Origin of the sequence: Stenotrophomonas sp. STK16_22 (assembly GCF_051984505.1) — a bacterium.
In the GTDB taxonomy this organism is placed as follows: Bacteria; Pseudomonadota; Gammaproteobacteria; order Xanthomonadales; family Xanthomonadaceae; genus Stenotrophomonas; species Stenotrophomonas maltophilia_A.
The window spans coordinates 683,468-709,336 of the sequence record NZ_CP196972.1; the positions used below are offsets into that span (position 1 = coordinate 683,468).

A 25,869-nucleotide genomic window follows, 5' to 3' on the forward strand; every position below is an offset into this window, starting at 1 on the left:
ACCGTGGACGGTCTGTTCTGGAACATCCAGCTGGCCAACTACTACGCTGCCCTGGAAACCACGGCGGCGGCGGTGGCCGTGCTGATCCTGATCTCCAGCCTCGATGACCTGTTCATCGATGTCTGGTACTGGGTGCGCGAGAGCTGGCGGGCGCTCACCATCAAGCGTCGCGCGGCGTACCGGCCACTGAGCCAGGAAGACCTGCTGCAGCGGCCGCAACAGCCGCTGGCGATCATGGTGCCGGCGTGGATGGATTACGACGTCATCGCGCAGATGGTGGAGAACATGATCAACGTGCTCGACTACCGCGAGTACGTGGTGTTCGTCGGCACCTATCCCAACGACCAGCAGACCATCGACGAAGTGGAGCGCATGCGCCGCCGCTACAAGCGCCTGCGCCGCGTGGAAGTGCCGCATGACGGGCCGACCAGCAAGGCCGACTGCCTGAACTGGCTGATCCTGGCCATCTTCGATTACGAGAAACGCCACGACATCGAGTTCGCCGGGGTGATCCTGCACGACAGCGAGGACGTGCTGCACCCGATGGAACTGCGCTTCTACAACTACCTGCTGCCGCGCAAGGACATGATCCAGTTGCCGGTCACCTCGCTGGACCGCGAGTGGTACGAACTGGTGGCCGGCGTCTACATGGACGAGTTCGCCGAATGGCATGCCAAGGATCTGGTGGTGCGCGAAAGTGTTTCCGGCATGGTGCCGTCGGCGGGCGTCGGTACCTGCTTCTCGCGGCGCGCGCTGCTGGCGCTGAGCGCGCAGACCGACAACCAGCCCTTCAACACCGACAGCCTCACCGAGGACTACGACGTCGGTGCGCGGCTGGCGGCGATGGGCATGCAGTCGATCTTCGCGCGCTTCCCGGTGCAGTTCCGCGTGCGCCGCCCGTCCTGGTTCGGTTGGGGACCGGTGCGCGAGCGCACCCAGCAGATGGCGCTGTGCGTGCGCGAGTACTTCCCCGACAACTTCCGCGCGTCGTACCGGCAGAAGGCGCGGTGGGTGCTGGGCATCGGGCTGCAGAGCTGGGAGTCGCTGGGCTGGCGCGGCTCGCTGGCCACCAAGTACCTGCTGGCGCGCGACCGCAAGGGCATCATCACCTCGTTCGTCAGCATCATCGCCTACCTCATCTTCCTGCAGCTGCTGCTGTTCTGGCTGCTGAAAATGACCGGGCTGTGGACGATGCAGTTTCCCAGCGTGTTCCAGGCCGGTACCTGGCAGATGAACGTGGCGCTGCTGACCACGGCGGCGCTGGCGACCCGCGTCGTGCAGCGCTTCTACTTCGTCAACCGGCTGTATGGCTGGGAACACGCGCTGATGTCGATCCCGCGCATGGTGGTCGGCAACATGATCAATTTCATGGCCACCGCACGCGCGTGGAAGGTGTTCCTGGCCTACCTGCTGTTCGGCAAGCGCATGGTCTGGGACAAGACCATGCACGACTTCCCGGATGCGGCGCAGCTGGTGCAGACCCGCAAGCAGCTCGGTGAGCTGTTGACCACCTGGCAGGCGGTGGAACCCGAACGCCTGCAGCAGGCGCTGGATCAGCAGCAGGCAGGGCGCCAGCAGCCGCTGGGTCGCATCCTGCTCACCCAGGGCTGGCTGGATGATGAAACGCTGGCCGAGGCGATCGCCTTCCAGGGCGACCTGCCACGCGCGGTCATCGACGTGGACTACCTGCGCGCCTGCCAGTTCCCGGTCAGTGCCGATGCATGTGTGCAATGGCGCATGCTGCCGCTGCCACCGCGCCAGCAAGGCACCCTGCGGCTGGCCGTGGCCAGCCCATTGCCCGAAGAGGCGTTGGCACTGCTGAAGCAGGAAACCCGCAGTGAGCACGTCGAACAGAGCATCGCCCGCGAAAGCGAAATCAACGCGGGCCTGCGCCTGATCGGTGGCGACCGGCAGTGGCACCTGGACAACGTGCCGCTGCTGGGCGACCTGCTGGTGGAGATGCGCCTGATCGACCACGCGCGCTTCGAGATCGCACTGGATGACTACATGCCGCAGCGCGACGGCCGCATCGGCGATTACCTGGTCAAGCAGGGCATCACCACCGAGGAGGCCGTGGCCCAGGCCATGCAGGAGCAGCGTCGACGTGCGGCCGCGCTGCAGTCACCGCCTCCCGGAGCCTTGCCGGCATGAAGACCACGCTGCTGTCCACCGTCATTGCCGTCGCGTTGGCCACGGCCAGCGTATCGGTACAGGCCCAGGCCGATGCGCAGCTGCCATTGTCTGGAGCTGCCTACCGTATCGCCGAACAGGCGTTTGCCGCCTATGAGCGTGGTGACTACCGAGCGGCGTACCAGCAGTCCACTGAAGCGATCCGGCTGCGCCCGGATGTGGTGCGGCTGCGCCTGCTGCAGATCTATGCGCTGCAGAAGCTCGGGCGTGGCGCAGAAGCGCAGCAGCAGGCGCGGCGTGCGCTGGATGCGGGGTTGAAGGATCCCGCCTTGCCGGCGCTGGCGGCTGCCACCGCTGCACGTAGCGCGGCAACCGGAGGCGAAGGTGCGCGCACGACATCCCCATCGCGTCCGGTCGGCAGCGCCGCAGACCGCAGCAGGCAGCAGGCCTACGCGCTGGCCACCGAGGCGTACGCGGCCTATGACGCCGGGCGGATGGGAGAGGCGGCCAGCAAGGCCGAGCAGGCGTTCCGGCAGCAGCCGAAACAGAGCGCATGGGCCCTGCTGTGGGTGGCGGCACTGGAGGCACAGCAACAGCCCGAACAGGCCGACGCCGCCATCGGCACCGCGCTGCAGCTGGGGGCACCCAACGTCGAGGAACTGCGCGCGCGCCGCGTGGCACTGGGTCGCCAACGCGCCCTGCTGCAGGCCCAGCAGGCCTATCAATCGCTGTCCGCAGGCGAGGATGCCGCCGCCATTGAGCAGGCACACGCTGCCGTGGAACTGGCCCCCGACGTGGCTTCATACCGGCTGCTATTGATCACCGCGCAGCTGCAGGGCGATCAGCTGGCCGACGCTGAGCACAGTGCTGATCAGGCATTGCAGGTAGATGCCAACGACCTCAATGCACGGGTCATGCGCGGTTACCTGCGCCAGCGCCAGGGCAGCACGTTGCGGGCCAATGAAGATTTCGACGCCGCGCTTGCCACGCCGGGATCAACCGCGCAGCAGCGCAACGTGCGCCTGCTCGCGGTGGATGCGGCACTGGCTGCCGGCGATCGGGTGCGTGCGGCTGCACTGCTGGCACCGTTGCAGGCGCCAGTGCCAGCAGATGAGAGAGACGCACGGGCACAGCTGCTGTTGCAGCAGGGCATCGAGCAGCGCGCCAAGGCGATTCGCTCCAGTCGCGCGCTTCCCCGCATCAGCGCCGAGGCCTACCCGGCACCGGTCCAGCACTGCCAGTCCGGCGACACAGGCAATGTCTGCGAGCTGATGCCGGCCGACCTGCAGGGGGATGGCGGTGCCGCACAGCGCGCCTACGCTGCCTATGCGCGGCGGGACTACGCTGACGCCATCGATGAGGCACGGCAGGCCGTGCAGCACGCACCGGACGACGCGAACCTGCAAGGCCTGCTGACCACCACGCTGGCAGCGGGCAACCGTGCCCAGCAGGACGAAGCGCGGCGGCGGCTGGATACGGCGCTGGCACAGCACCCTGATGACGCAGGAGCACTGATGCAGCGCGGCTACCTCAACCAGAAGGCCAGGGATCCGGCACAGGCACTGGCCGACTTCCGTGCCGCCGAGGCCACCGGCAAGGCGCCGAAGAGCGTGGTGCTGGACCAGGCGTACGCGAGTGCGGCCAACGGCGATCATCCACAGGCGGTGACGCTGCTGCGTAGCGCCATTGATCGCGCCGACGTCGGTGAGCTGCCGCTGGATGAGCATCAGCGCTACAACGTGCGCAATGCCATCGCCAACTATTCACGCGAGTGGGGCGTGGTCGCCTCGGCGGGTTTCCGGGGTGCGCGCCAGGCCGCAACCAATGTCGGCGGTGCGGCGATCAGCACGCCGGGCGATTCGGTGTTCAGCACGCTGGAGGCGTTCTGGCGGCCACCAGCGTTCAATGACCAGCATGGCACGCTGGAGCTCTACGCACGCCTGCTCAATACGCTGTACGACGAAGGCGGCACCTATGAATCGATCCGTGCGGTGGATCCGTGCACCGGCGAATCAACGCCGGATGCGCGTGCACGCGCCGAGCGCCTCAGTCATTCGCGCTCGACCACCGGCTGGCCGTCCACCATCGCCTCTTTCGGCCTGCGCTACGCCTTTGGCCAGACCGGTTTGAGCGCCGGCATCGAGCGCCGCCAGTTCCTGGGCAGTGCCACCCGCCAGGGCGAGGTCTACCCCGCATCGGCAGCGGTGCAGTGCCGCCTGCAGCTGGCCCTGAACCGGCCACTGGAAGCCAGCACGCTGGCGCGCTACCGCTTGGCCAGCGGTTCCGGTGGATGGATGTCCTACCTGACCTACGGCTATTACCACGGCACTGATCTGCGCACCGATGTGAACCAGTGGTGGATGGTCAGTGGCTATGCGCAGGGGGGATATACCTGGGACGACAACGGTGCCACCTTCACCCTCGACGCGCTCGATGCCAACGGCACGCCGGTGCGGCGCCTTGGCGAGGCCAATGGCCGCCTGCATCGCGAACAGTGGTTCGCTGCCGGTGAACTGCGTGCCGGGCGCAGCTTCCGTTTCGGTGCCGGGCAGACGCACTGGGTGGTGACACCCTATGTCGTGGTTGGCGCCGATTGGCTGGACCAGCGCTCGCGCGTGCGTGACATCCGTTATCCGCCGTTCCCGGCGCAGTCGTTCGCGCTCAACGATACGCAGCGCAGCTGGTCACTTGGCGCAGGGCCAGGCGTGGGCGTGCGTTACTGGTTCCGGGAGGACCACTACAACACGCCGCGTTCCTACCTGGACCTGACCGTGCAGTACCGCATCGCGATCGGCGGTGGTGATACGCAGCGTGCCAAGGGCCTGTTCGCCACCGCCATCCTCTACTACTGAGGAAGGCCCCAGCGTCGCCGCAGCGCTGCGGCCTGCGGTGTGTCCTGGGTCAGCCATGGCTCCAATGCATAGACCAGCACGTGCTGTGCGCCGCTGTCGCGTGCCCATGCCAACTGCCGCTGGATGCGTGCGGCATCGGCCGTTTCGCCCTTGAATCCGCTGCCGTCGGCGGGGCCGCCGGGCAGTTCGCGGAACAGTTCAACGATCGCATCGAAACCGATGCCGTTGGCATGGAGATGATCGAGCAGCGGTTGCAGCTGCTGCACGTTGCCGGCGCCGGCCACCCCCACGCCGTCCTGCACCATTGGCCGCAGCGCGGTCTGTGCCAACACCGCCTGCCACAGCGTGACCAAGTTGCCATCGGTCTGCAGGCGGCTGAAGTAGCAGGACATCGCGCAGTCGCCACCGCGTGCGCTGGCGGCCTGCACCAGCCCGTGCAGCCACTGCGCCAGCCATTGCTGGCGGGCCGGATCGGCCCAGTGGTACTGCTCCAGCTCGTAGGGCAGGTACCAGCCCCCGAAGGCCGGCTGCTGCGCCCAGGGTGCCTGTGCCAACCAGCTGCGTGCGTGCGCCAGGCTCTCGGCCAGGAAGGCCTGCAGCGTTGCGTCGTCTGCGCCGATGGCCTGCCACCAGCGCTGCTGGAAGGGCAGGCCGACGCGGATGCGGATGTCGTTCTCGCTGGCAGCGGTGAACAGCTGCTGCAGGCTGCCGTCGGGCAATGACCATGCCACCGACGATGCCGGTCCATTGCAGCACCAGCTGCCTGCAGCCCAGCGTACGTGCAAGCTTCAAGGATCGCTGCCAGTCGGCCAGGCCCCACTGCAGGTGGCTGCGCCAGGGCTGCAGGAAGGTGCCATCCACCTGCACCGGCAGCGAGCAGCCGGGCAGGGTGGCGAGCGTACCGGCCAATGGCGCCAGCACTGCCGCACGCAGCAGCCGGCGGCGCAACGGCGAGGACGGATCAGCAGGAAGGACTGGCGGTGGCATGCCCGCATCATCCCAAAGCACCGTGCGCGGCAGGTGAACCAGCGCCCGGTAGCGCCGGCCGCTGGCCGAAGCGTGCTCCGGTAGTGCCGGCCGCTGGCCGGCATCACCTACCGCTTATTCCAACGCGTAGCGCAGGGTGAACAGCACCGCCACCAGCCACACCGCCGGATGCACTTCGCGCCAGCGGCCGGTACCGGCCTTCAGCGCGGCATAGGCGATGAAGCCGAACGCCAGGCCATTGGCGATGGAGTAGGTGAACGGCATCGCCAGCGCACACAGTGCCGCCGGCACCGATTCGGTCAGGTCGCTCCAGTCCACTTCCACCAGCTCACGCAGCATCAGCCCGGCCACGAACAGCAACGCCGGTGCGGTGGCATAGCTGGGCACCATCGCCGCCAGCGGCGAGAACAGCAGCGCGGCCAGGAACAGTGCCGATACCACCAGTGCTGTCAGGCCGGTACGGCCACCTACCTGCACGCCCGAGGCGCTTTCGGCAAACGCGGTGGTACTGCTGGTACCGAGCATCGAGCCGGCCACGATCGCGGTGCTGTCGGCCAGCAGCGCACGGCCGAAGCGCTTCTGCGCGCCTGGAAGTTTCAGCAGGCCGGCGCGACCGACCACGCCGTACAGCGTGCCGGTGGCATCGAACACTTCCACCAGCACGAACACCAGCACCACCTGCAGCAGCACCGCGATCGGCGCACCGCCGTCATGGTGCAGCAGGCCCGGCAGGTCCAGCTGCAGGAAGGTGGGTGCCAGGCTCGGCGGCAGCGAGACCAGACCCTGGTACTGCACGTCGCCCAATGCCCAACCAGCGCCGGTCACGGCCAGGATGCCGATCAGGATCGCGCCACGGATGCGGCGCGCTTCCAGTACCGCGATCAGCAGAAAGCCGGCCAGCGCCAGCAGCGGCGGCGCCGTGTTCAACGGGCCCAGCGCCACCAGCGTGTCTTCATTGCCGACGATCACGCCGGACTTCTGCAGCGCGATGATCGCCAGGAACAGGCCGATGCCGGCCACGATGGCCGAGCGCAGCGACGAAGGAATGCCCGACACCAGCCATGCACGCACACCGGTCAGCGACAGCACCAGGAACACCAGGCCGGAGATGAACACCGCGCCCAGTGCCTGCTGCCACGGCAGGCCGGCAGCGCCGACCACGGTGAAGGCGAAGAACGCGTTCAGGCCCATGCCGGGCGCCATGCCGACCGGGAAGTTGGCGGCCAGCGCCATCACCGCCGAACCCAGTGCAGCAGCCAGGCAGGTGGCCACGAACACCGCGCCCGCATCCATGCCGGTGGTGCCAAGGATCTCGGGATTGACGAAGACGATGTAGGACATCGTCAGGAAGGTGGTGACACCGGCCAGCAGCTCGGTGCGCACGGTGGTGCCGTGCTGCTGCAGCTGGAACAGGCGCTCGAACAGGGACATGGGGCTTCTCGCGAAGGTGTCGCCAGCAAGCGGGCGACCCACAGAAGGAGAAAGGCCGCGCGAGCGCGGCCTTTCCTGTTGCCTTACTTCAGCGCCTTGAAGCGCAGGCGCTTCGGCGCAGCGTCGTCGCCCATGCGGCGGCGCTTGTCTTCTTCGTACTCGCGGTAGTTGCCCTGGAAGAACTCCACGTGCGAGTCGCCTTCGAACGCCAGGATGTGGGTCGCGATGCGATCCAGGAACCAGCGGTCATGCGAAATGACGAAGGTGTTGCCCGGGAACTCCAGCAGCGCATCTTCCAGCGCACGCAGGGTTTCGATGTCCAGATCGTTGGACGGTTCGTCGAGCAGCAGCACGTTGCCACCCTGCAGCAGGGTCTTGGCCATGTGCAGGCGGCCACGCTCACCACCGGACAGCGAACCAACCATCTTCTGCTGGTCCTGGCCCTTGAAGTTGAAGCGGCCGATGTAGGCGCGCGACTGGATCTCGATGCCGTTGATGTTGAGGATGTCCAGGCCGCCAGCGATTTCCTGGAAGACGTTGTGGTTGCCTTCCAGCGCGTCGCGGCTCTGGTCCACGTAGGACAGCTTCACGGTCGGGCCGACCACGATCTCGCCGGTATCCGGCTTTTCCTGGCCGGTGATCATCTTGAACAGGGTCGACTTACCGGCACCGTTCGGGCCGATGATGCCGACGATGGCGCCGGCCGGCACCAGGAAGCTCAGGTTGTCGAACAGCAGGCGGTCGCCGAACTTCTTGGAGACGTTCTTGAACTCCATCACCGCATTGCCCAGGCGCTCGCCCGGCGGAATGAAGATTTCATTGGTCTCGTTGCGCTTCTGGTAATCGACCGACTGCAGCTCTTCCAGGCGGGCCAGACGGGCCTTGCCCTTGGTGCGGCCGCCCTTGGCGTTCTGGCGCGACCACTCCAGTTCCTTCTGGATCGCCTTCTGGCGAGCCTTTTCCTGGTTGTCTTCCTGCTTCAGGCGCTCATCCTTCTGGGTCAGCCAGTCGGTGTAGTTGCCCTTCCACGGAATGCCGCGGCCGCGGTCCAGTTCCAGGATCCACTCGGCGGCGTTGTCCAGGAAGTAGCGATCGTGGGTGACCGCCACCACGGTGCCGGTGTAGCGCGCCAGGAACTGTTCCAGCCATTCCACCGACTCGGCGTCGAGGTGGTTGGTCGGTTCGTCGAGCAGTAGCATGTCCGGCTTCTGCAGCAGCAGGCGGCACAGCGCCACGCGGCGCTTTTCACCACCGGACAGCTTGCCGACCACGGCATCCCACGGCGGCAGGCGCAGCGCATCGGCGGCCACGTCCAGCTGGTTCTCCAGGGTGTGCGCGTCGCCAGCGGCCAGGATCGCCTCCAGGCGCTCCTGTTCCTTGGCCAGCGCGTCGAAGTCGGCGCCTTCCTCGGCGTAGGCCAGGTACACCGCGTCCAGCGCGGCCTGGGCCTGCAGCACTTCGCCCACGCCTTCCTCGACCGCTTCACGCACGGTCTTGGTCGGGTCCAGTTCCGGTTCCTGCGCCAGGTAGCCGACCTTGATGCCCGGCTGCGGGCGGGCTTCGCCCTCGAAATCGGTGTCCACGCCGGCCATGATCTTCAGCACGGTGGACTTGCCGGCGCCGTTCAGGCCCAGCAGGCCGATCTTCGCGCCCGGGAAGAAGGACAGCGAGATGTCCTTGATGATCTGCCGCTTGGGCGGGACCACCTTGGACACGCGGTTCATGGTGTAGATGTATTGCGAGGACATGCGGTCTCCGTAGGCGCGGCCCTGCGCCCGACCCGTCACGGGAACATCCCGTTGCGGCAGCGGGCACAGACTGAAATGGAATACCGCCAATTATAGCCGGAACCGGTTCCGGGCCGCGCCCGGGCAGGGGCGCCGGGCTGGCCGCGGCCTGAATACCCGGTCACAGTCCTGTAGCGGGAAGCGTTTCCAGCCGGAAACGGTTCAGATCGGGTGCGCAATATGGGCTCACCACCCACCCGAGCAGAGGTCTGACATGCGCATCAATCGAGTAATGGCCGGCGCCGTGGCCCCGGCCTTCGCCGACAACGACCACCGCCGCGACCACGACCGCCGCGAGTGGCGCGAGGACCGCCGCGAATGGCGCCAGGACCGTCGTGACTGGGAACGCGACCGCCGCGAGGCCCGGCGCGACTACCGCCAGGATCGCCGCGAGTGGCACCGCGACCATGACCGCTACTACCGCCCGGCACCGCCGCGTGTGGTGTACCGCCCGGCCTATGGCCCGGGCTACGGCTGGAAGGTCGGCCATCGCTACCGCGACTACTACCGTGGCCCGGTCTATGTGGTGAACGACTACCCGCGCTATCACCTGCGTCGCCCGCCATATGGCCACCACTGGATCCGCGATGACCGCGGCAACATGCTGCTGGTGGCCATCGCCACCGGTGTGATCGCCCAGTACGTGCTCAGCAGCCGCTGAGGATCGCAGTCGGGGTCGGATCCCTTTGCAGCGCAAAGGGCTCTGCCCCCGCAACGCCACTCGAAACCATACGGGGCCGGATTCCTTCGGGGATGCCGGCCCCGTCCGTTTCGGCCCCGGCAGGCCCGGTGCGGGGCTACAATCGGGGGCTGAGCCGTACCCCCTTTTCCCTGCCTGCTGGAGTACCCGATGTTCCCGCGTGACGTCCGCATCGAATCCTACGATCCCGAACTGGCCAAGGCCATCGCCGCTGAAACCCAGCGCCAGGAAGACCACGTCGAGCTGATCGCCAGCGAGAACTACACCAGCCCGGCGGTGATGGAAGCGCAGGGCAGCCAGCTGACCAACAAGTACGCCGAAGGCTACCCGGGCAAGCGCTACTACGGTGGCTGCGAATACGTGGACATCGCCGAGCAGCTGGCGATCGACCGCTTGAAGCAGCTGTTCGGCGCCGACTACGCCAACGTGCAGCCGCACAGCGGCTCGCAGGCCAACCAGGCCGTGTACTTCGCCCTGCTGCAGCCGGGTGACACCATCCTCGGCATGAGCCTGGCCCACGGCGGCCACCTCACCCACGGTGCCAAGGTCAACGCCTCGGGCAAGCTGTTCAACGCCGTGCAGTATGGTGTGAACGACCAGGGCCTGATCGATTACGACGAAGTCGAGCGCCTGGCCCTGGAGCACAAGCCGAAGATGGTCGTGGCCGGCTTCTCGGCCTACTCGCAGGTGATCGACTGGGCGCGCTTCCGCGCCATCGCCGACAAGGTCGGTGCCTACCTGTTCGTCGACATGGCCCACGTCGCCGGCCTGGTTGCTGCTGGCGTCTATCCCAGCCCGCTGGAACACGCGCACGTGGTCACCTCGACCACCCACAAGACCCTGCGCGGCCCGCGTGGCGGCATCATCGTCGCCAAGGGCGCCGACGAAGACCTGGTCAAGAAGCTGCAGTCGATCGTGTTCCCGGGCATCCAGGGCGGTCCGCTGATGCACGTCATCGCCGGCAAGGCCGTGGCCTTCAAGGAAGCGCTGGAACCGGGCTTCAAGGCCTACCAGCAGCAGGTGGTGAAGAACGCCCAGGCGATGGCCAACACGCTGATCGCGCGCGGCTACAAGATCGTCTCCGGCGGCACCCAGAACCACCTGATGCTGGTCGACATGATCGGCAAGGACGTGTCCGGCAAGGACGCGGAAGCCGCGCTGGGCAAGGCCCACATCACCGTCAACAAGAACTCGGTGCCGAACGATCCGCGTTCGCCGTTCGTGACCTCGGGCCTGCGCCTGGGCACCCCGGCGGTGACCACCCGTGGTTACGTCGAACAGGATTGCGTGGACCTGGCCAACTGGATCGCCGACGTGCTCGACGCACCGAACGATGACGCCGTCATCGCCCGCGTGCGCGACGCCGTCAGCGCGCAGTGCCGCAAGTACCCGGTCTACGGCTGATCGCAGCAGGGGTCGGATCCCTTCCCGCCGGGAAGGGCTCCGACCCCGAAGCCCGGATCGAAGCAGGGGTCGGATCCCTTCCCGCAGGGAAGGGCTCTGACCCCGGTATCGGAGCAACCGCGCATGGATGAGCGCCACCTCAAGTACCTCTACGCCGCGCTGGCGGTGCTGTTCGGCCTGCCCAGCCTGGCGATGGGCGGCGCGGCGGCGACGATGCTGTTGCTGATGGGGCTGGGCCAGTTTGGTCATGGCACGCTGGTCTCGGTAACGGTGATGCCGCTGTGGGGCCTGGCCGGCATTGCCGGCTGCCTGGCCTGGTTGTGGCTGAGCGCGGGTTTTCTGTTGCAGGGGCGTGCCGGGCTGCACGTGCACCGCCTCTGGTGGTGGATGCTGCTGGCGGGCGGTCTCGCCGCCTTGCCCCCGCTGGGGCTGGCGCTGTGGTGGGGCATCGCCGTGCACGGCGAAGGCCTCGGCTTGTTGCTGCTGGGCCCGTCGATGCTGGTGCCGGCTGCGATGCTGGTGTGGATCAAACGCTGCGGATGATGCGGCCCAGGGAAGGAAACCGAACGCATGGATGAGCGTCTGCACAAACGCTGGATGGCCATTGCCGGCCTATTGGTGGGCCTGCCCACGGTGGCCGCCGGAGGCACGGGTGCCGTGCTGGGTCTGATGGTCGTATGGGATGGCAAGTACCTGACCGGTGACGAGTACAGGATCCTGCTGCTGTGGTCGTCGGCCGGGATCATCGGCCTGCTGTCGTGGTTGTGGCTGAGCGGCCTGTTCCTGTGGCGCGGTGTTACCGGCCTGCGCCAATCGCCGGTTGTCGCCTGGATAGGCCTGGCGCTGGGAAGCCTGGCCGCGCTGGGCGTGGTCGCCGCCACGCTGTACTTCACCTTCAAGCGCGGGGAGATCTCGACCCTGGCCTTCTTCGGGTTCGGCCCGCCGCTGTTGGTGATGGCAGGGCATCTGGCGTGGCTGCGTTGGGCGCGCGCGGCCTCGGCGCCGCCGGCACCCGGTTGAACGCGCAGCGCTGACCGCGCTGGCGGTTCTGTTCGGCCGAAATGCAGGCACTTCCGCGCAGACAGCATTTGCTGCGGGGCCCTTTCTCAGGTACCTTTGCGACGCTGCCATGACCGTGGCAATAGGTACTTTCCTGAGCCAGGCGTTCCATGCACTGCCCCTTCTGCCAACATGCCGATACCCGGGTCATCGACTCGCGCGTCTCCGAAGACGGCGCGACGATCCGTCGTCGGCGTGAATGCGAAGCCTGTGGCGAGCGCTTCAGCACCATGGAAACGGTGGAGTTGAAACTGCCCGCCATCGTCAAGAGCGATGGCACCCGTGAAGCATTCGACCAGCGGAAGGTCCGCGCTGGCTTCGACCGCGCGCTGCAGAAGCGTGCGGTGGCCGAAGACAAGATCGAAGCGGCGGTACGCGCCGTGGTCCATCAGCTGCGCATCAGCGGTGAGCGCGAAGTACCCTCGATCAAGGTCGGCGAGTTCGTCATGAACGAACTGCGCAAGCTCGACCATGTCGGCTATGTGCGCTTCGCGTCGGTCTACCGCAGCTTCGAGGACGTGGCCGATTTCCGCGAGGAGATCGAGAAGCTGGAGCGCGACCTGCCATCCAGTACCGAACAGCTGCAGCTGCTGGGCGACGTGATCGCCCTGACCAAGAAGAAGAAGGGCTGACGCCCCGGTAGATGCCAACCTTGGTTGGCACAGATATCTGCTTCGGTGGGTGCCAACCTTGGTTGGCACAGTGGCGCCCATCCACGCATGGCGTGGATCTACACCGCCACCAACGGCGCTACCATGGCCGCATGACCGCCCCGTTCTCCGTTCTCGACCACCTGCACATGGCCAACGCACTGCGTCTGGCCGAGCGTGCCGCCTACACCACCCGCCCCAACCCGATGGTCGGCTGCGTGATCGCCCACGGCGAACGCGTGGTCGGGCAGGGCTGGCACCAGCGTGCCGGTGGACCGCACGCCGAAGTGTTCGCGCTGCGCGAGGCAGGAAGCGAGGCGCGCGGTGCCACCGCCTACGTCACCCTGGAGCCTTGTGCGCACTACGGGCGCACACCGCCGTGTGCGCTGGCCTTGATCGAAGCGGGTGTGTCGCGCGTCGTTGCCGCGATGCGCGATCCGTTCCCGAAGGTCGATGGGGGTGGCTTCGATCTGCTGCGCAATGCCGGCATCGAAGTCGCTGAAGGGCTGATGGCGACGCAGGCACGTGAGCTCAACAAGGGCTTCCTGTCGCGTGTGGAGCGCAACCGGCCGTGGCTGCGGGTGAAGCTGGCGGTCAGCCTCGACGGTCGCACCGCGATGGCCGATGGTAGCTCCAAGTGGATCACCGGCCCGGCCGCGCGCGAAGACGTGCAGCACTGGCGCGCGCGCGCAGGTGCGATCCTGACCGGCGCCGAAACCGTGCTGGCCGACGATCCGATGCTGACCGTGCGCCTGGCGGACACCGAAGTGATGCCGCCACTGCGCGTGGTGCTCGATTCGCGCCTGCGTTCGCTCGAATGCAGCCGCGTGCGCGAGGGCGGGGCACCGACGCTGTACCTGCACGATGCTGCAGTGAGTGCACCGGATGCGGCCGATGCCGAATTCGCCAGCGTGCCCAGTGTTGACGGCCGTCTCGATCTTGGCGCGGTGTTGGCACTGCTGGCCGAACGCGGCATCAACGAGGTGCATACCGAAGCCGGCGCGACGCTGGCCGGTGCCTTGCTGCACGGCGGCTGGGTGGACGAACTGCTGCTGTATCAGGCGCCCACGCTGCTGGGCGATACCGGTCGCCCGCTGCTGGCTGGCCTCGGCATCGATGCCATGGACCAGCAGCGCCGCCTGCGCGTGGTTGACCAGCGTCAGGTCGGTGAGGACATCAGGCTGCTGCTGCGCCCGTGAGGGAATGACGCGAAGCAGGGGCGATGCCCTTGTCGTCAGGCTTCCTCGTCGTCTTCTTCGCCGACGGGGCACTGGCCCTTCCACTGCTGCTTCCACAGCCCATGCAGGTTGCGGCAGTACGCGCCCAGTGCCTCGCCCGGCAGTTTCCTCGCCTTCAATCGCAGCTGGTGACGGGTAAAACCGTCGTCGTACTCATGCGGCAATACCAGCACTGCGCACTGATCGTGATACATCAGGAACGCGTGGCAGTCGTCGTCTTCGCTCATCCACGCATCCAGCTGCCTGTCGCTCAGCAGGGTTGACTCGAAGGCAACCGCTGGGATGACCGAGAAGGTCGTAATCCTGGACTTGGGAGCTTTGGCTTGCCCGCACGCCACAAGCGCCAGCAGCGTCAGCAACATGACCATGGTCGACGTCGTGCGGTGTTTCATGCGGTTGCCCCGATGGAAGAGGGCAACAGCATTGACCATGCAGGCCACGCAGGGCCATGCAACGGTTCTGAAAGTGCGGCCGCCCTCGTCGTCGGCGACAATGAGCCGAGCGTGGGCTCGGCTCTACACGAGGCTCACGCGCACTCGTCGGTCCACATCATCTCGGCGATCGGGCGCAGTGCCTTGCACTCCTGCGTCATCTCATCGGCCGACTGCACCTGTGCCTTGGCCTTCAGCTCCTCGGCCATGGCGTCCACGCCGCTGATCTGGTCCGGTGCGACCTTCGCCACGCAGGCACGATGCTGCTGCAGCAACAGGTCGCAGCCCGGTACGCCGGTCACCTTCGGCGCGTTGGCCGCCTGCGCGTCCTGCATCCAGTCCTCGAACGGTGCCAGCGCACCGGCCACGGTGCCCACCAGGTCATCGAAGTTGCCGCTGTACCAGTAGCCGTTGTCCTTGGCCGGGTACAGGGTGAAGGTGCCGATGACCGGCACGCGCGCGCCACTCTGCAGCGCTTGGGTGTAGGCATCGGTGAACTGCTTGCGCGAGGCCGGGCTGGCATCGGATGCGAGGCTGGCGGCGAACAGCGGGCGCACCTTGCCCAGGTCGGGCAGCTGGCAGCTGAAGGTGATCCGTGCCAGCTTCTGGTCTTCAACGTATTCGTTGTCTTCGATCACGCTCTTGGTCGCGCGGCACTTCGAATCACGCAGCGCCTTGGCATACAGCGCTTCGGTGGCCGCAGCGTCGACCTTGGCGCCGGTGCTGGCGAGGACGGTCTGCCAGGGTTCGGCCAGCGCCTTGGCCAGCGCACCCGGGTTCGGGGTCACGGCGTCCTGGCCTTCGAATGCCGGTTTCAGTGCGTCGTTGAGCGTGCGCGTGGCGGCCGCGTCGTCTTCCAGCAGGGTGCGTGCATACAGGTCGAACGCCTGTTCGGGCGACAGCGTGGCCGGGGCGGCCGTGGCGATCAGCGGGGCGCACAGCAGCATGCTGGCCAGCAGAGTACGGGTGGGGGTCTTCATGACGGTGTTTTCCTGTTCCAGAGGCGCGCAAGCCTAGCGCATCTGCGTGGGCTTTCGATGGCGCTATGGGGTCACGTGGTCGTGTATGCCGGCCAAAAAAACGGGCCCCTTGCGGGGCCCGTTCGATCGCACCACGAGAAGCGATCGCTGGATCAGAAGCTGGCGCGGACGCCGGCCGAGTACTGGGTGACGTCGCGGTAGCCGGAGATCTCGCCCACCAGACCCCAGGTCCTGGTGAAGTTGATCTGGCCACCGATGGTGCCGACCCAGGTGCCCTTGTAGTTGTTGCCGCCGTCCATGTAACCGGCCTTGGCCCAGGCTTCGGTCATGCGCGACGGCTTGCCGCGGATGCCCATGGTGGCGCGGGCCAGGTTGGTGTGGTCCTTGTAGCGGTCGCTGTAGCCGTCATAACGATCGGTCAGCTCGGCGTTCTGGCGCACCCAGGCGATGTCGGCGGTGAAGTCGACGCGGTCGGTCCACGGCATGTGGTAGCCGATGCCCAGCTCCGGCTGATTCAGTTCAACCTTCAGCGAACCGTCGCTGTAGTGATAGGTCTTGCTGGTGCGCGACCAGCCACCGAACACGTAGACCTGTTCGGCGATGGCCACGGAGCCACGCAGGTAGCCGCCGTCGACCTTCGGGTCGTCCAGTGCGTTGTCGTCAACCTTGACCTGCGTCCAACCGCCTTCAACGTAGGTGTAGCTCAGGGCGTCGGCCGAAGCCGAGAGCGGGGCGGCGGCCAGCAGGGCGGCCACGATCAGCATCTTGCGCATGGGAATTCCTGTGAATTTCAGTCCTTTGGCGGGCATGCCCAGCGGGCTGCCCGTGGCGACCTCATGTCGTCCGGGGCAGAATTTTAATGAAAGTTTTACAAATTGCGAGCGACGGCCGTCACAGCTGTGGCATCCGACCCCGTTCAGCACGGGCTGGTACACTAGCCACGCCGGTTCGCCGGTACACAAACGTCTTCAGGGCGGGGTGCAATTCCCCACCGGCGGTAGGTGCGCAAGCACGAGCCCGCGAGCGCCCCGGCCCACGGCCGGGGGTCAGCAGATCCGGTCCAATGCCGGAGCCGACGGTCATAGTCCGGATGAAAGAAGACGGTGCCACAGGGCTCATGCCCTGCGTGCGCCTGTTTGCCTTGCGGCGTTTTTCGCTCACTTTTCGCGGAGAACGTTACTTGTTTACTGGAATCATCGAAGGCGTCGGCCGTCTGGCCGCACGCGAATCCATCGGCGGCGATGTCCGCTTCACCTTCAATGTCGGGACTCTGCCGTTCGACAACGTGCAGATGGGCGAGAGCATTGCCATCAACGGCGTCTGCCTCACCGTCATCGCATTCGACGCCAGCAGCTTCCAGGCCGATGCCTCCACCGAGACCCTGGGCCTGACCACGCTGGGCCAGCTGGGCGAGGGTGCGGTCATCAACCTGGAACGCGCCATGCGCCCGACCGACCGCCTCGGCGGCCATCTGGTCAGCGGCCACGTCGACGGCCTCGGCCGGGTGCTGTCCATCCACGAAGACGCGCGTGCCCAGCGTTGGCGTTTCGCAGCGCCGGCCTCGCTGCGCCGCTACATCGCCAAGAAGGGCTCGATCTGCGTGGACGGCGTCAGCCTCACCGTCAACGAAGTGGACGATGAAGGTTTTGAAGTCGCCCTGATCCCGCACACGGTGGCCAACACCGCCTTCTCCGCCGCAGGCGTGGGCAGCGCGGTCAATCTTGAAATCGATCTGGTCGCCCGCTACGTCGAACGCCTGATCAGCGTGCCGGCCAACGGCCAGCACCCGCATGGAGATGCAGCATGAATTTCGCCCCGATTCCGGAAATCCTGGAAGACATCCGCCTGGGCCGCATGGTCGTCATCGTCGATGACGAAGACCGCGAGAACGAAGGCGACCTGATCATGGCCGCCGAGCTGGTCAAGGCCAGCGACATCAACTTCATGGTCACCCATGGCCGTGGCCTGGTGTGCCTGCCGCTGAACCGCACCCGCGCCGCCGATCTCGGCCTGGCGCCGATGGTGCAGGCCAATACCGCGCAGTTCCAGACCAATTTCACGGTCAGCATCGAGGCCGCCGAGGGCGTCACCACCGGCATCTCGGCGCATGACCGCGCGCACACCATCCGTACCGCGGTGAAGCCCAACGCCAAGCCGTCGGACCTGCACCAGCCGGGCCACATCTTCCCGCTGATCGCTCAGCCGGGCGGCGTGCTGACCCGCGCCGGCCACACCGAGGCGGCCGTGGACATGGCCATGCTGGCCGGGCTGGAACCGGCCGGCGTGCTGGTGGAGATCCTGAACCCGGATGGCAGCATGGCACGCCGCCCGGAACTGGAAGTGTTCGCCCGCGAGCACGGTCTGAAGATGGGCTCCATCGCCGACCTGATCGCCTACCGCCTGGCCACCGAAAAGACCGTCGAGCGTGTGGACGAGCGCGAGATCGAGACCGAGTTCGGCCCGTTCAAGCTGGTCACCTACCGCGATCGCATCGCCCACGACGTGCATTTCGCCCTGGTGCGCGGCACCCCGGATGCCGAAACGCCGACCCTGGTGCGCGTGCAGGTGGAAAACCCGCTGGCCGACCTGCTGCACTGGCGCCGTGATGACTTCGGCGTGGCTGCCACCGATGCCCTGCGCGCGATCGATGCCGAAGGCGCCGGCGTGATGGTGGTGCTGTCGGCCCCGCGCGACGGCGAGGCCCTGCTGGCCCGCCTGCGGCAGCAGCCGGCGCCGGTGGTACCGGGCAAGGACAAGGACGTGAGCCAGTGGCGCCGCAATGGTGCTGGCGCACAGATCCTGTCCGACCTGGGCCTGGGCAAGCTGCGCGTACTGGGCACCCCGCGCCGCCAGATCGGCCTGGCCGGCTACGGCCTGGAAGTGGTGGAGACGGTGACCCTGTAATGGGTAGTGCCGGCCGCTGGCCGGCAACCGCAGTCCCCGTGATTGCCGGCCAGCGGCCGGCACTACCGGTGGGTGGCGACCGTTGGTCGGCACGCCCCGGGCCCCCATCGGCCACGGCCGGGGCCCATCCACGCTAGAATTACCCCCTTATCGAGTCCCCCAAGCCGCATATGAGCCACTTCGAAGGCGATCTTCGCACTCCCGAATCGGCGCGCTTCGCCATCCTGGCCAGCCGCTGGAACGCCCGCATCACCGACACGCTGGTCGCTGGCGCCCGCCAGAGCCTGGCTGGCAACGGCATCACCGAAGCCAACATCGACGTGATCCGCGTGCCGGGTGCCTGGGAACTGCCGCTGGTGGCCGCGCGCCTGGCCGCCGCCCACGAACACGCCGCCATCCTTACCCTGGGCTGCGTGATCCGTGGCGATACCCGCCACTACGAGCACGTGGCCGATCGCTGCGCCGAAGGCCTGATGCGCGTGCAGCTGGACTTCGGCGTGCCGGTGCTGAACGGCGTGCTGGCGGTGGAACGCGTTGAAGACGCCGAGGCCCGCGCAGGCGGCAGCCACGGCAACAAGGGCGAGGAAGTCGCACTCGCCGCATTGGAAATGGTCAATCTTCTGGAGCAGCTGCCATGAACAAGAACACCCAGGGCAAGCCCTCCGGTAAACCCGTCCGCCGTGATGGCGTCGATCCGGTGCTGCGCTCGCGCGCGCGCCGTCGTGCTGTGCAGGCCGTCTACGCCTGGCAGATCTCCGGCGGCAACGCCCAGTCGCTGATCGCCCAGTTCGCCCACGAGCAGGCCCGCGAAATCGCCGACCTGGCGTACTTCGAAGCACTGCTGCACGGCGTGCTCGACAACCGCCGCGACATCGACGAAGCGCTCGGCCCGTACCTGGACCGTGGCATCGAAGAAGTGGACGCGATCGAACGCGCGGTGCTGCGCCTGGCGGCGTACGAGCTGCGCTACCGCTTGGACGTGCCGTACCGCGTGGTGATCAACGAAGCCATCGAATCGGCCAAGCGCTTCGGTTCCGAGCATGGCCATACCTACGTCAACGGCGTGCTGGATCGTGCCGCCGTGGAATGGCGCAAGGTCGAATCGGGTCACTGACCCACCTGTGGTAGTGCCGGCCGCTGGCCGGCAGCTGCAGGGATCCTGAGGTTGCCGGCCAGCGGCCGGCACTACCGCCCACCGCGCACCGCGCGGCACGTACAACAGCGGGAACGCCCCATGTCCCTGGCCGAATTCGCCCTCATTGACCGCATCCGCGCCCGTACCCTCGAGCGCGACGACATCCTGCTCGGCATCGGCGACGACGCTGCGCTGCTGCAGCCGCGTGCCAATGAGCAACTGGTGGTCACTGCCGACACGCTCAACAGCGGCGTGCACTTCCCGGTGGAAACCCCGGCCTTCGATATCGGCTGGAAGACCCTGGCGGTCAACCTGTCGGACCTGGCCGCGATGGGCGCGCGCCCGGCGTGGTGCACGCTGGCGTTGTCGCTGCCGGAAGCCTCCGAAGACTGGATCGATGCGTTCGCCGATGGCTTTTTCGCCCTGGCCGATCAGCACGACATCGCGTTGATCGGCGGTGACACCACGCGTGGTCCGTTGTCGCTGTCGGTGACCGCGATGGGCCAGGTGGGACGTGGCCAGGCGCTGCGTCGCGACCGCGCGCAGGTGGGCGATGACATCTGGGTGAGCGGCACGCTCGGCGATGCCGCCGGTGCGCTGCGCCTGTGGCAGCAAGCTGCGCTGAGCATCGCCACCGCCACGCTGCTGGCCGACTACGAAAGCCTGCGCCTGCGTCTGCTGCGGCCGACTCCGCGTGTGACCCTGGGCCTGCGCCTGCGTGCGTTCGCACACGCGGCGGTGGATGTGTCCGATGGCCTGCTGGCCGATCTGGGTCACATCACCACGCGCAGCAACGTGGCCGCACATGTCGATGCCGATTCGTTGCCGATCTCCCACGCGCTGCGTGAGCTGCTCGGCCGCGATGGCGCGCGCGACTGCGCTCTGCGCGGTGGCGACGACTACGAACTGTGCTTCACCGCCGCCGCCGACCAGCGCGACGCGCTGCACTACCTGGCCGAATCGCTGGACGTGCCGCTCACCCGCATCGGTCGCATTGCCGAAGGGCAGGGCGTGCACGTGGATGGCGAAGCCGCCGACGGCGGATACCAGCACTTCGTCTGATTGATGACGCCGGGCATGGCCCGGCGCTGCCACGCGACTGAAACCGCCGGGCATGACCGGGTGCTGCCGTATCGGTGCGCGGTTGCTGGATGACATCGACGCTGCAGAGCCGAGCCTACGCTCGGCTCACGCGCGAAGCGCGGCTTTCATCGCGATGTGCCCCATGGCAGCCGAGCATGGGCTCGGCTCTGCAGATGTCGCTAAGCTGCCTGCAACTGCACATCCAGTACTCAGTCAGCCTGCGGCTGCCTGCCGCGACGCTGCTGCAGGCAGGACTCACACGTGACCGTTGCCAGCGACCGCGCATCGTTGACCGCGGCCAGGGCCTGCTCCAGGATCGGCGCGAGGTCATGTGGCAGGCGCGCAGCGGCTTCGCCAAGAGTGGTGATGACATGGGGATAGAGAGGCTTGTACATCTCGGCATCCTTGTTCGCAGGGCGTGGGCGCTGTTGCTTCGACCCAACCCGTTCGGCGGTTGCCAACGGCTCACAGAGATGCCGATGGTGCTGTCACTGCAGGCTCGCTGGACCAGGCAGCTGGCGCTCACGACGGGTGTGGGTCAGAGCTGTGTGGTGCTGTTGGCGATATGTTCCTGGCAAAGGAGCAGTTTTCCCATGCAACAAGTTGCAAAGCACACTGGACACCGGATGGAGCTTCAGTTGACGGCTGGCAGCGTGAAGGTCCGTAGCGGGTACAGTGCGACGCCTCCAGCTGGGGAGGGCTCCTGCGGGTCGTCGTCAACACATTGGCAGTGGCACTACACCGGCGGCAGCACCTTGCCGGGGTTGAGGATGCCGTCCGGGTCCAGCGCGGCCTTGATCGCTCGCATCGTCGTCAGCGTTTCTGCGGTGAAGGCCTTCGCCATGAAATCTCGCTTGGCCAGGCCAATGCCGTGTTCTCCCGACAGCGTGCCGCCCAACGCCAGCGTCAGCTCGAAGATCTTTGGCAGCGCGGCATGGGCGCGCGCGTTCTCGTCGGCATCGTCCGGGTGGTACAGGATGTTGACGTGCAGGTTGCCGTTGCCGGCATGGCCAAAGGTGACGATGGTCAGCGCGTAGTCGCGTGCCAATGCCTGCACGCCGGCCACCAGTTCCGGAATGCGCGATACCGGTACCACCACGTCTTCGTTGATCTTGCCCGGGGCAACGCTGCGCAGCGCCGGCGACAGCGCCTTGCGTGCGGCCCATAGCTGGTCACGCGCGCGGCCTTCCATCGCGACGTCCAGCTCGATCATGCCGTCGCCTTCGGCAGCGCTGGCCAGTGCCTGCAGCAGGTAGGGCAGGGTGTCGTGGTCACCATCGGCTTCGACCAGCAGCATCGCACCGGCCTCCGGCACGTCGGCACCATTCAGCCGCAGCAGCTCCAGGCTGCGTGCGTCCATGAATTCCAGGCGCGTGGGCACCACCGGTTGCGACATCAATCGCGATACGGCGGCCGCGGCGGCATCGGCATCGCGGTACAGCACGCGCAGGCCGGCCTGGCTGACCGGCAGCGGGGTCAGTTTCAGCGTGGCTTCCACGATCAATGCCAGCGTGCCTTCGCTGCCTACCAGCAGATGCGTGAGGTCATAGCCGGTGGCGTCCTTGGTGTAGGCACCGCCGCAGCGGATCACGTCGCCGGTGCCGGTAACGGCAACCAGGCCCAGCACGTTGTCGCGGCTGGTGCCGTACTTCACCGCGCGCGGGCCACCGGCGTTGCAGGCCAGGTTGCCGCCGATGCTGCAGATCTCGGCGCTGGATGGATCCGGCGCCCAGAACAGGCCATGCGGGGCCAGCGCCTGCTGCAGGGCGCCGTTGAGTACGCCCGGTTGCACCACCGCGCAACGGTCACCGGCGCGGATCTCGACGATGCGGTCCATGCGGGTGAACGACAGCACGATACTGCCGGGCAGCGGCACCGCCGCGCCGGTGGTGCCGGTACCAGCGCCACGTGCGACCAGGGCCACGCCATGCGCACGGCAGGCCCGCACCAAAGCCTGCACCTGTTCGATGTCGGCTGGCAGCGCCACCGCCGCCGGGCGCTGGTGACGCCATGAGTTGTCCTGCGCGTTCGCCTCCAGCGCGCCGTCATCCATGCGCCAGCCCTCCGCGCCCAGCAGGGCGGACAGTTCGGCAACCAGGGCAGCAGGCAGGGCAGGACTCATGACGGATCTCGTGGGGCAACGGGAGCGGGTTGGATCAGTTTCCAGGCAACAACGGCGCCGGCTAGTGGCAGCCACACCCAGCGCAGTTCCGACATTACGGTGGCGAGGCCACGCGCGCTGAAGAACTGTGGCGCGAACGGAGAAACGCGGATGGGTCGCCACGGCGCGAAGAAGCGCTGCTCACTCCATGGCCAGGCCAGGGCGACACCGAGGCCGCCGGAGGTCATCGCATCCAGCAGCGGGTGGCTGGCGGCGCAGACGAAGACGAACACCGCCGCTTGTAGGGTCGATGCCATCGTTGGCCCTGCCTTGGCAGGTGCCAACCTTGGTTGGCACGAAACCGCCGACCAAGGTCGGCCACTACCAGAGCGTGCCATTGCCTCTTCGGTAGGTGCCAACCTTGGTTGGCACCGAAGCGCCGACCAAGGTCGGCGACTACCGGAGTTGCGGGGCGCCGACCAAGGCCGGCGGCTACCGAAGAACGCCAACACCGCGGCCAACGCCGCCAGCACGAACGCAAACAGCAACGAATGGCTGGCACCACGATGTCCGAACGCATCGGCGTAGGGAATATGCAGTGCAAAGGCCAGCACGTCGGCATCGGGCAGCATCGCAGCGATCACACCGGCCGCCAGCAGGCGCGGTGGGATGCGGCCACGGTCAGCGGCGCACCAGAGCGCCAACGGCACAGCGGCATGGGTGATGATCGAAGGCATCAGTCACGCACCGTGGTCGTGCCGGCCAGGCTGCGCTCTGGTAGGTGCCAACCATGGTTGGCACAGAGGCGCCGACCAAGTTCGGCCTCTACCAGAGCGGACGTTAACCATCAGCAGTCATCCAGCCGGAACGCATCACGCAGCCACCGCAGCTGCGGCGGTTCACCACTGGCTTCAACCACATCGAAACGGCAGGGCGCATTGGCCAGTGCCGGGTTGTCCTGCAGGTACAGCTGCGCGGCATGCGCCAGGCGCCGGCATTTGCGCGCATCCACCGAAGCGGCGCCGCCACCGAAATCGGAGCGCGCGCGATAGCGCACTTCCACGAACACCACGGTACCGGCGTCATCCATCACCAGGTCCAGTTCACCGCCGCGATAACGCACGTTGCGCGCACGCGGCAGCAGCCCGGCCTGTTGCAGGTGCTGCTCGGCGGCGGCTTCCACCGCCGAGCCACGTTGGCTGCGCTCAGCGACCACCGACGATCGGCATCGGCCGGCCGCCATTGAAGGTGGACCATGCCGGCTGGCGCAGGATGTTGCCGTTGCTGTCCAGGAACAGGGTGCCGGTGGCACCGTCCAGGCCGCCCTCGTTGGACAGCTTGTCCAGATAGGCGGTGATCTTCCAGGCATCGGCACCGAAAGCGAACAGGCGGCCAGCGGCGCCGCGAGCGCTGGGCAGCGCGCTGGCCACCTGGCTGGCCGACGGCAGGCCGGACACGCTGCGCACATTCCAGGCTTCGTTCGGGTAGACGATGCCGTCCAGCGCCACGTCTTCTTCCACCTTGCCGCTGCCGACGGTCAGCTGCGAGGTGCCGACGCGGGTCGCGCCACCGGCACCGGCCAGCGCAAGCTGCGGCGCCAGCAGTCGGGCCTGCGGGGCGCGCACGGCGAGGAACACGGCATCGACCTGACCGGCATTGCGCACCTGCGCGCCGACATCGCCGACGGCTTCGCTGACATTGACCGTGGCCACCACCTGGCCGCCGCGCTGTGCGAAGCGCTGGGCAAAGGCGGCGGCGGAACGGCGGCCGGTGTCGTCGTTGCTGCTGATCACCAGCGCGCGGTTGCGCTCGCGGCCACGCAGGTACTCGGCGGCGACGATGCCGTCGTCTTCCGGTGCCAGCGAGAAACCAGCGCTGCCGGCCGGCGGTGCATCCTTGCCGCGGTTCAGGGCCAGCACCGGTACCTGTAGCTGCTGGCGGCCGTACACGGCGTCCACTCCGTCGCGGCCCAGCGGGCCGACCACGAAGTCGGCACCGGAGGCGACGGCCTTGTCGTAGGCGGCGAGGGCACCAGCCGGGGTGCCAGCGGTGTCGAAGAAATTGATGTCCGGGCGGCGACGGCTTTCACCGTAGTAGGCGCTCAACAGGCCGTCGCGCACCGGCTGCGCGGCGGTGGCCAGGCGGCCGCTGAGCGGCAGCAGCACGGCCAGCTTGGCCGGCGGTCGGTAGCCGTCGCTCATCGCCGGCGGACGCTTGCTGGTATCAAACTGGGCCGCGCCATCGCGGTCGAACGGGCGCGGCAGCGGCAGGCCGCGCGCGATCAGCGCACGGCCGGCGAAGTTGTACAGAGGATCGTTGGCCGGCAGGGCAGCGGCACGGCTGCGCAAAGTGGCGTCGTCGAGGGTACCGAGCAGGCCGGAGATGGCGGCCTGGTTCTCGCTGCGCGCACTGCCGGTCAGGCTGGCATGGGCGCGTGCACGTTCGGTGGCGGCGCCGAAGGCATCGCCGGTGCCCTGCAGCGCGTTGGCGCGGGCCAGATACCAGCGCGTACGCAGCGCCGGCAGCACGTTGTCGCCGTGGTCCTTCAGCAGGGCCAGGGCCTGCGCCGGCTGCTTGTCGGCCAGTGCCAGCTCGGCGCCGGTCAGCTGGTAGCGCTGCAGGCTGGCGCCGGACAGCTGGCGGGCGGTGAGCTGGCCCAGCAGGCTGCGCGCGCGCGCACTGTCACCGGCCAGGTGCCAGGCCCAGGCCGCGTCGGCCAGCGCATTGCTGCGAGCGCCGCCGCGCAGGGTGGCGGCCAGGCCTTCCAGCTGCAGCGCGGCGTCGCGGGGCTTGCCCTGTTCGATCAGCGCCAGCGCCTGGCTCTGGGCCGGCGAATCGGGCGTGCTGGTCAGGCTGGTGGTGGCGCAACCGGCCAGCAGCATCAGCGACAGCGACAGGGCGGAGATCCGTGCGGCGGGCTTGTTCATGATCGGGTCCATGCGATGAGGGCAGCGGCCTTGGCCGGGTACACGCTACGATTCTACCCTTGCCCCGTGA

At 67.4% G+C, this 25,869-nt stretch carries 23 protein-coding genes, 1 pseudogene and 1 riboswitch; of the genes and pseudogenes, 13 read left to right on the forward strand and 11 right to left on the reverse strand.

Annotation, left to right across the window (positions count from 1 at the left end; genetic code table 11):
• Positions 1-3: 3 nt before the first annotated feature.
• On the forward strand, positions 4-2,151 hold the full coding sequence (locus tag ACSYAO_RS03020) for a glycosyl transferase family protein (RefSeq protein ID WP_049462844.1): 2,148 nt from the start codon (positions 4-6) through the stop codon (positions 2,149-2,151).
• Positions 2,148-4,982 (forward strand): NfrA family protein, encoded by a 2,835-nt coding sequence (locus tag ACSYAO_RS03025; protein ID WP_049462845.1) that lies wholly within the window; start codon positions 2,148-2,150, stop codon positions 4,980-4,982. The genes ACSYAO_RS03020 and ACSYAO_RS03025 overlap by 4 nt, the downstream gene beginning before the upstream one ends.
• Here ACSYAO_RS03025 and ACSYAO_RS03030 read toward each other — a convergent pair.
• The 3 genes and pseudogenes from ACSYAO_RS03030 to ettA form a co-directional block, all read right to left on the reverse strand.
• Positions 4,976-5,969, reverse strand: a pseudogene (locus tag ACSYAO_RS03030) (DUF4434 domain-containing protein). The gene ACSYAO_RS03025 and the pseudogene ACSYAO_RS03030 overlap by 7 nt on opposite strands.
• Before the next feature lie 114 nt (positions 5,970-6,083).
• Positions 6,084-7,400, reverse strand: a complete 1,317-nt coding sequence (locus ACSYAO_RS03035; RefSeq protein WP_005408048.1) for an NCS2 family permease — start codon at positions 7,398-7,400, stop codon at positions 6,084-6,086.
• A gap of 83 nt (positions 7,401-7,483) precedes the next feature.
• The gene (gene ettA, locus ACSYAO_RS03040; RefSeq protein WP_005412220.1) at positions 7,484-9,148 is read right to left on the reverse strand and encodes an energy-dependent translational throttle protein EttA; all 1,665 of its coding nucleotides are present in this window, start codon (positions 9,146-9,148) and stop codon (positions 7,484-7,486) included.
• 253 nt (positions 9,149-9,401) lie between these two features.
• On the opposite strand from ettA, the gene ACSYAO_RS03045 reads away from it, so the two are divergent.
• From ACSYAO_RS03045 to ribD, 6 genes are all read left to right on the forward strand, one after another.
• Entirely contained in the window at positions 9,402-9,848 is a 447-nt protein-coding gene (locus ACSYAO_RS03045; protein WP_049462846.1) for an RcnB family protein, read from the forward strand.
• Between the two features lie 189 nt (positions 9,849-10,037).
• Positions 10,038-11,291 carry a serine hydroxymethyltransferase gene (gene glyA, locus ACSYAO_RS03050; RefSeq protein WP_010481990.1) on the forward strand — a complete coding sequence of 418 codons (1,254 nt, stop codon included), beginning with the start codon at positions 10,038-10,040 and terminating at the stop codon, positions 11,289-11,291.
• Between the two features lie 123 nt (positions 11,292-11,414).
• On the forward strand, positions 11,415-11,834 hold the full coding sequence (locus ACSYAO_RS03055; RefSeq protein ID WP_049462847.1) for a hypothetical protein: 420 nt from the start codon (positions 11,415-11,417) through the stop codon (positions 11,832-11,834).
• A 27-nt stretch (positions 11,835-11,861) separates the two neighbouring features.
• Complete coding sequence (locus ACSYAO_RS03060; RefSeq protein WP_049462848.1) at positions 11,862-12,311, forward strand: hypothetical protein; 450 nt, start codon at positions 11,862-11,864, stop codon at positions 12,309-12,311.
• Between the two features lie 149 nt (positions 12,312-12,460).
• Entirely contained in the window at positions 12,461-12,982 is a 522-nt protein-coding gene (gene nrdR / locus ACSYAO_RS03065; RefSeq protein ID WP_004143350.1) for a transcriptional regulator NrdR, read from the forward strand.
• 131 nt (positions 12,983-13,113) lie between these two features.
• Positions 13,114-14,199 (forward strand): bifunctional diaminohydroxyphosphoribosylaminopyrimidine deaminase/5-amino-6-(5-phosphoribosylamino)uracil reductase RibD, encoded by a 1,086-nt coding sequence (ribD, locus tag ACSYAO_RS03070; protein ID WP_049462849.1) that lies wholly within the window; start codon positions 13,114-13,116, stop codon positions 14,197-14,199.
• 35 nt (positions 14,200-14,234) lie between these two features.
• Here the strand turns inward: ribD and ACSYAO_RS03075 are convergent, their stop codons facing one another.
• From ACSYAO_RS03075 to ACSYAO_RS03085, 3 genes are all read right to left on the reverse strand, one after another.
• Positions 14,235-14,669: a hypothetical protein gene (locus ACSYAO_RS03075; RefSeq protein ID WP_223224668.1), complete on the reverse strand. Its 435-nt coding sequence runs from the start codon at positions 14,667-14,669 to the stop codon at positions 14,235-14,237.
• Positions 14,670-14,764: 95 nt separating this feature from the next.
• Complete coding sequence (locus ACSYAO_RS03080; RefSeq protein WP_049462850.1) at positions 14,765-15,649, reverse strand: hypothetical protein; 885 nt, start codon at positions 15,647-15,649, stop codon at positions 14,765-14,767.
• A gap of 152 nt (positions 15,650-15,801) precedes the next feature.
• Positions 15,802-16,422: a hypothetical protein gene (locus ACSYAO_RS03085; RefSeq protein WP_032128042.1), complete on the reverse strand. Its 621-nt coding sequence runs from the start codon at positions 16,420-16,422 to the stop codon at positions 15,802-15,804.
• A gap of 187 nt (positions 16,423-16,609) precedes the next feature.
• Positions 16,610-16,755: riboswitch (FMN riboswitch) on the forward strand.
• Positions 16,756-16,829: 74 nt separating this feature from the next.
• On the opposite strand from ACSYAO_RS03085, the gene ACSYAO_RS03090 reads away from it, so the two are divergent.
• The 5 genes from ACSYAO_RS03090 (at position 16,830) to thiL (ending at position 20,750) form a co-directional block, all read left to right on the forward strand.
• Entirely contained in the window at positions 16,830-17,456 is a 627-nt protein-coding gene (locus ACSYAO_RS03090) for a riboflavin synthase (RefSeq protein ID WP_049462851.1), read from the forward strand.
• Positions 17,453-18,553: a 3,4-dihydroxy-2-butanone-4-phosphate synthase gene (ribB, locus tag ACSYAO_RS03095; RefSeq protein ID WP_049425006.1), complete on the forward strand. Its 1,101-nt coding sequence runs from the start codon at positions 17,453-17,455 to the stop codon at positions 18,551-18,553. The genes ACSYAO_RS03090 and ribB overlap by 4 nt, the downstream gene beginning before the upstream one ends.
• A 170-nt stretch (positions 18,554-18,723) precedes the next feature.
• A complete protein-coding gene (ribH, locus tag ACSYAO_RS03100; protein ID WP_005408061.1) occupies positions 18,724-19,191 on the forward strand; it encodes a 6,7-dimethyl-8-ribityllumazine synthase in 468 nt (155 codons plus the stop codon).
• Positions 19,188-19,667: a transcription antitermination factor NusB gene (gene nusB, locus ACSYAO_RS03105; protein WP_049462852.1), complete on the forward strand. Its 480-nt coding sequence runs from the start codon at positions 19,188-19,190 to the stop codon at positions 19,665-19,667. The genes ribH and nusB overlap by 4 nt, the downstream gene beginning before the upstream one ends.
• A gap of 120 nt (positions 19,668-19,787) precedes the next feature.
• Positions 19,788-20,750, forward strand: a complete 963-nt coding sequence (thiL, locus tag ACSYAO_RS03110) for a thiamine-phosphate kinase (protein ID WP_080355242.1) — start codon at positions 19,788-19,790, stop codon at positions 20,748-20,750.
• A gap of 230 nt (positions 20,751-20,980) precedes the next feature.
• Here thiL and ACSYAO_RS03115 read toward each other — a convergent pair whose 3' ends face one another.
• From ACSYAO_RS03115 to ACSYAO_RS03135, 5 genes are all read right to left on the reverse strand, one after another.
• A complete protein-coding gene (locus tag ACSYAO_RS03115) occupies positions 20,981-21,166 on the reverse strand; it encodes a hypothetical protein (RefSeq protein WP_032128040.1) in 186 nt (61 codons plus the stop codon).
• 341 nt (positions 21,167-21,507) lie between these two features.
• Positions 21,508-22,893: an FAD-binding oxidoreductase gene (locus ACSYAO_RS03120; RefSeq protein WP_049462853.1), complete on the reverse strand. Its 1,386-nt coding sequence runs from the start codon at positions 22,891-22,893 to the stop codon at positions 21,508-21,510.
• Positions 22,890-23,609: a metal-dependent hydrolase gene (locus tag ACSYAO_RS03125; RefSeq protein ID WP_049462854.1), complete on the reverse strand. Its 720-nt coding sequence runs from the start codon at positions 23,607-23,609 to the stop codon at positions 22,890-22,892. The genes ACSYAO_RS03120 and ACSYAO_RS03125 overlap by 4 nt, the downstream gene beginning before the upstream one ends.
• A 110-nt stretch (positions 23,610-23,719) precedes the next feature.
• A complete protein-coding gene (locus tag ACSYAO_RS03130) occupies positions 23,720-24,088 on the reverse strand; it encodes a YraN family protein (protein WP_177179500.1) in 369 nt (122 codons plus the stop codon).
• On the reverse strand, positions 24,078-25,799 hold the full coding sequence (locus ACSYAO_RS03135) for a penicillin-binding protein activator (protein ID WP_049462856.1): 1,722 nt from the start codon (positions 25,797-25,799) through the stop codon (positions 24,078-24,080). The genes ACSYAO_RS03130 and ACSYAO_RS03135 overlap by 11 nt, the downstream gene beginning before the upstream one ends.
• Between the last annotated feature and the right edge of the window lie 70 nt (positions 25,800-25,869).

Bases quoted from the DNA above. Each gene is read 5' to 3' on its own strand.
- ACSYAO_RS03025 (WP_049462845.1), top strand. From the start codon at position 2,148: ATGAAGACCACGCTGCTGTCCACCGTCATTGCCGTCGCGTTGGCCACG.
- ACSYAO_RS03035 (WP_005408048.1), bottom strand. From the start codon at position 7,400: ATGTCCCTGTTCGAGCGCCTGTTCCAGCTGCAGCAGCACGGCACCACC.
- ettA (WP_005412220.1), bottom strand. From the start codon at position 9,148: ATGTCCTCGCAATACATCTACACCATGAACCGCGTGTCCAAGGTGGTC.
- ACSYAO_RS03045 (WP_049462846.1), top strand. From the start codon at position 9,402: ATGCGCATCAATCGAGTAATGGCCGGCGCCGTGGCCCCGGCCTTCGCC.
- glyA (WP_010481990.1), top strand. From the start codon at position 10,038: ATGTTCCCGCGTGACGTCCGCATCGAATCCTACGATCCCGAACTGGCC.
- ACSYAO_RS03055 (WP_049462847.1), top strand. From the start codon at position 11,415: ATGGATGAGCGCCACCTCAAGTACCTCTACGCCGCGCTGGCGGTGCTG.
- ACSYAO_RS03060 (WP_049462848.1), top strand. From the start codon at position 11,862: ATGGATGAGCGTCTGCACAAACGCTGGATGGCCATTGCCGGCCTATTG.
- nrdR (WP_004143350.1), top strand. From the start codon at position 12,461: ATGCACTGCCCCTTCTGCCAACATGCCGATACCCGGGTCATCGACTCG.
- ribD (WP_049462849.1), top strand. From the start codon at position 13,114: ATGACCGCCCCGTTCTCCGTTCTCGACCACCTGCACATGGCCAACGCA.
- ACSYAO_RS03075 (WP_223224668.1), bottom strand. From the start codon at position 14,669: ATGGTCAATGCTGTTGCCCTCTTCCATCGGGGCAACCGCATGAAACAC.
- ACSYAO_RS03080 (WP_049462850.1), bottom strand. From the start codon at position 15,649: ATGAAGACCCCCACCCGTACTCTGCTGGCCAGCATGCTGCTGTGCGCC.
- ACSYAO_RS03085 (WP_032128042.1), bottom strand. From the start codon at position 16,422: ATGCGCAAGATGCTGATCGTGGCCGCCCTGCTGGCCGCCGCCCCGCTC.
- ribB (WP_049425006.1), top strand. From the start codon at position 17,453: ATGAATTTCGCCCCGATTCCGGAAATCCTGGAAGACATCCGCCTGGGC.
- ribH (WP_005408061.1), top strand. From the start codon at position 18,724: ATGAGCCACTTCGAAGGCGATCTTCGCACTCCCGAATCGGCGCGCTTC.
- nusB (WP_049462852.1), top strand. From the start codon at position 19,188: ATGAACAAGAACACCCAGGGCAAGCCCTCCGGTAAACCCGTCCGCCGT.
- thiL (WP_080355242.1), top strand. From the start codon at position 19,788: ATGTCCCTGGCCGAATTCGCCCTCATTGACCGCATCCGCGCCCGTACC.
- ACSYAO_RS03115 (WP_032128040.1), bottom strand. From the start codon at position 21,166: ATGTACAAGCCTCTCTATCCCCATGTCATCACCACTCTTGGCGAAGCC.
- ACSYAO_RS03120 (WP_049462853.1), bottom strand. From the start codon at position 22,893: ATGAGTCCTGCCCTGCCTGCTGCCCTGGTTGCCGAACTGTCCGCCCTG.
- ACSYAO_RS03125 (WP_049462854.1), bottom strand. From the start codon at position 23,609: ATGCCTTCGATCATCACCCATGCCGCTGTGCCGTTGGCGCTCTGGTGC.
- ACSYAO_RS03135 (WP_049462856.1), bottom strand. From the start codon at position 25,799: ATGAACAAGCCCGCCGCACGGATCTCCGCCCTGTCGCTGTCGCTGATG.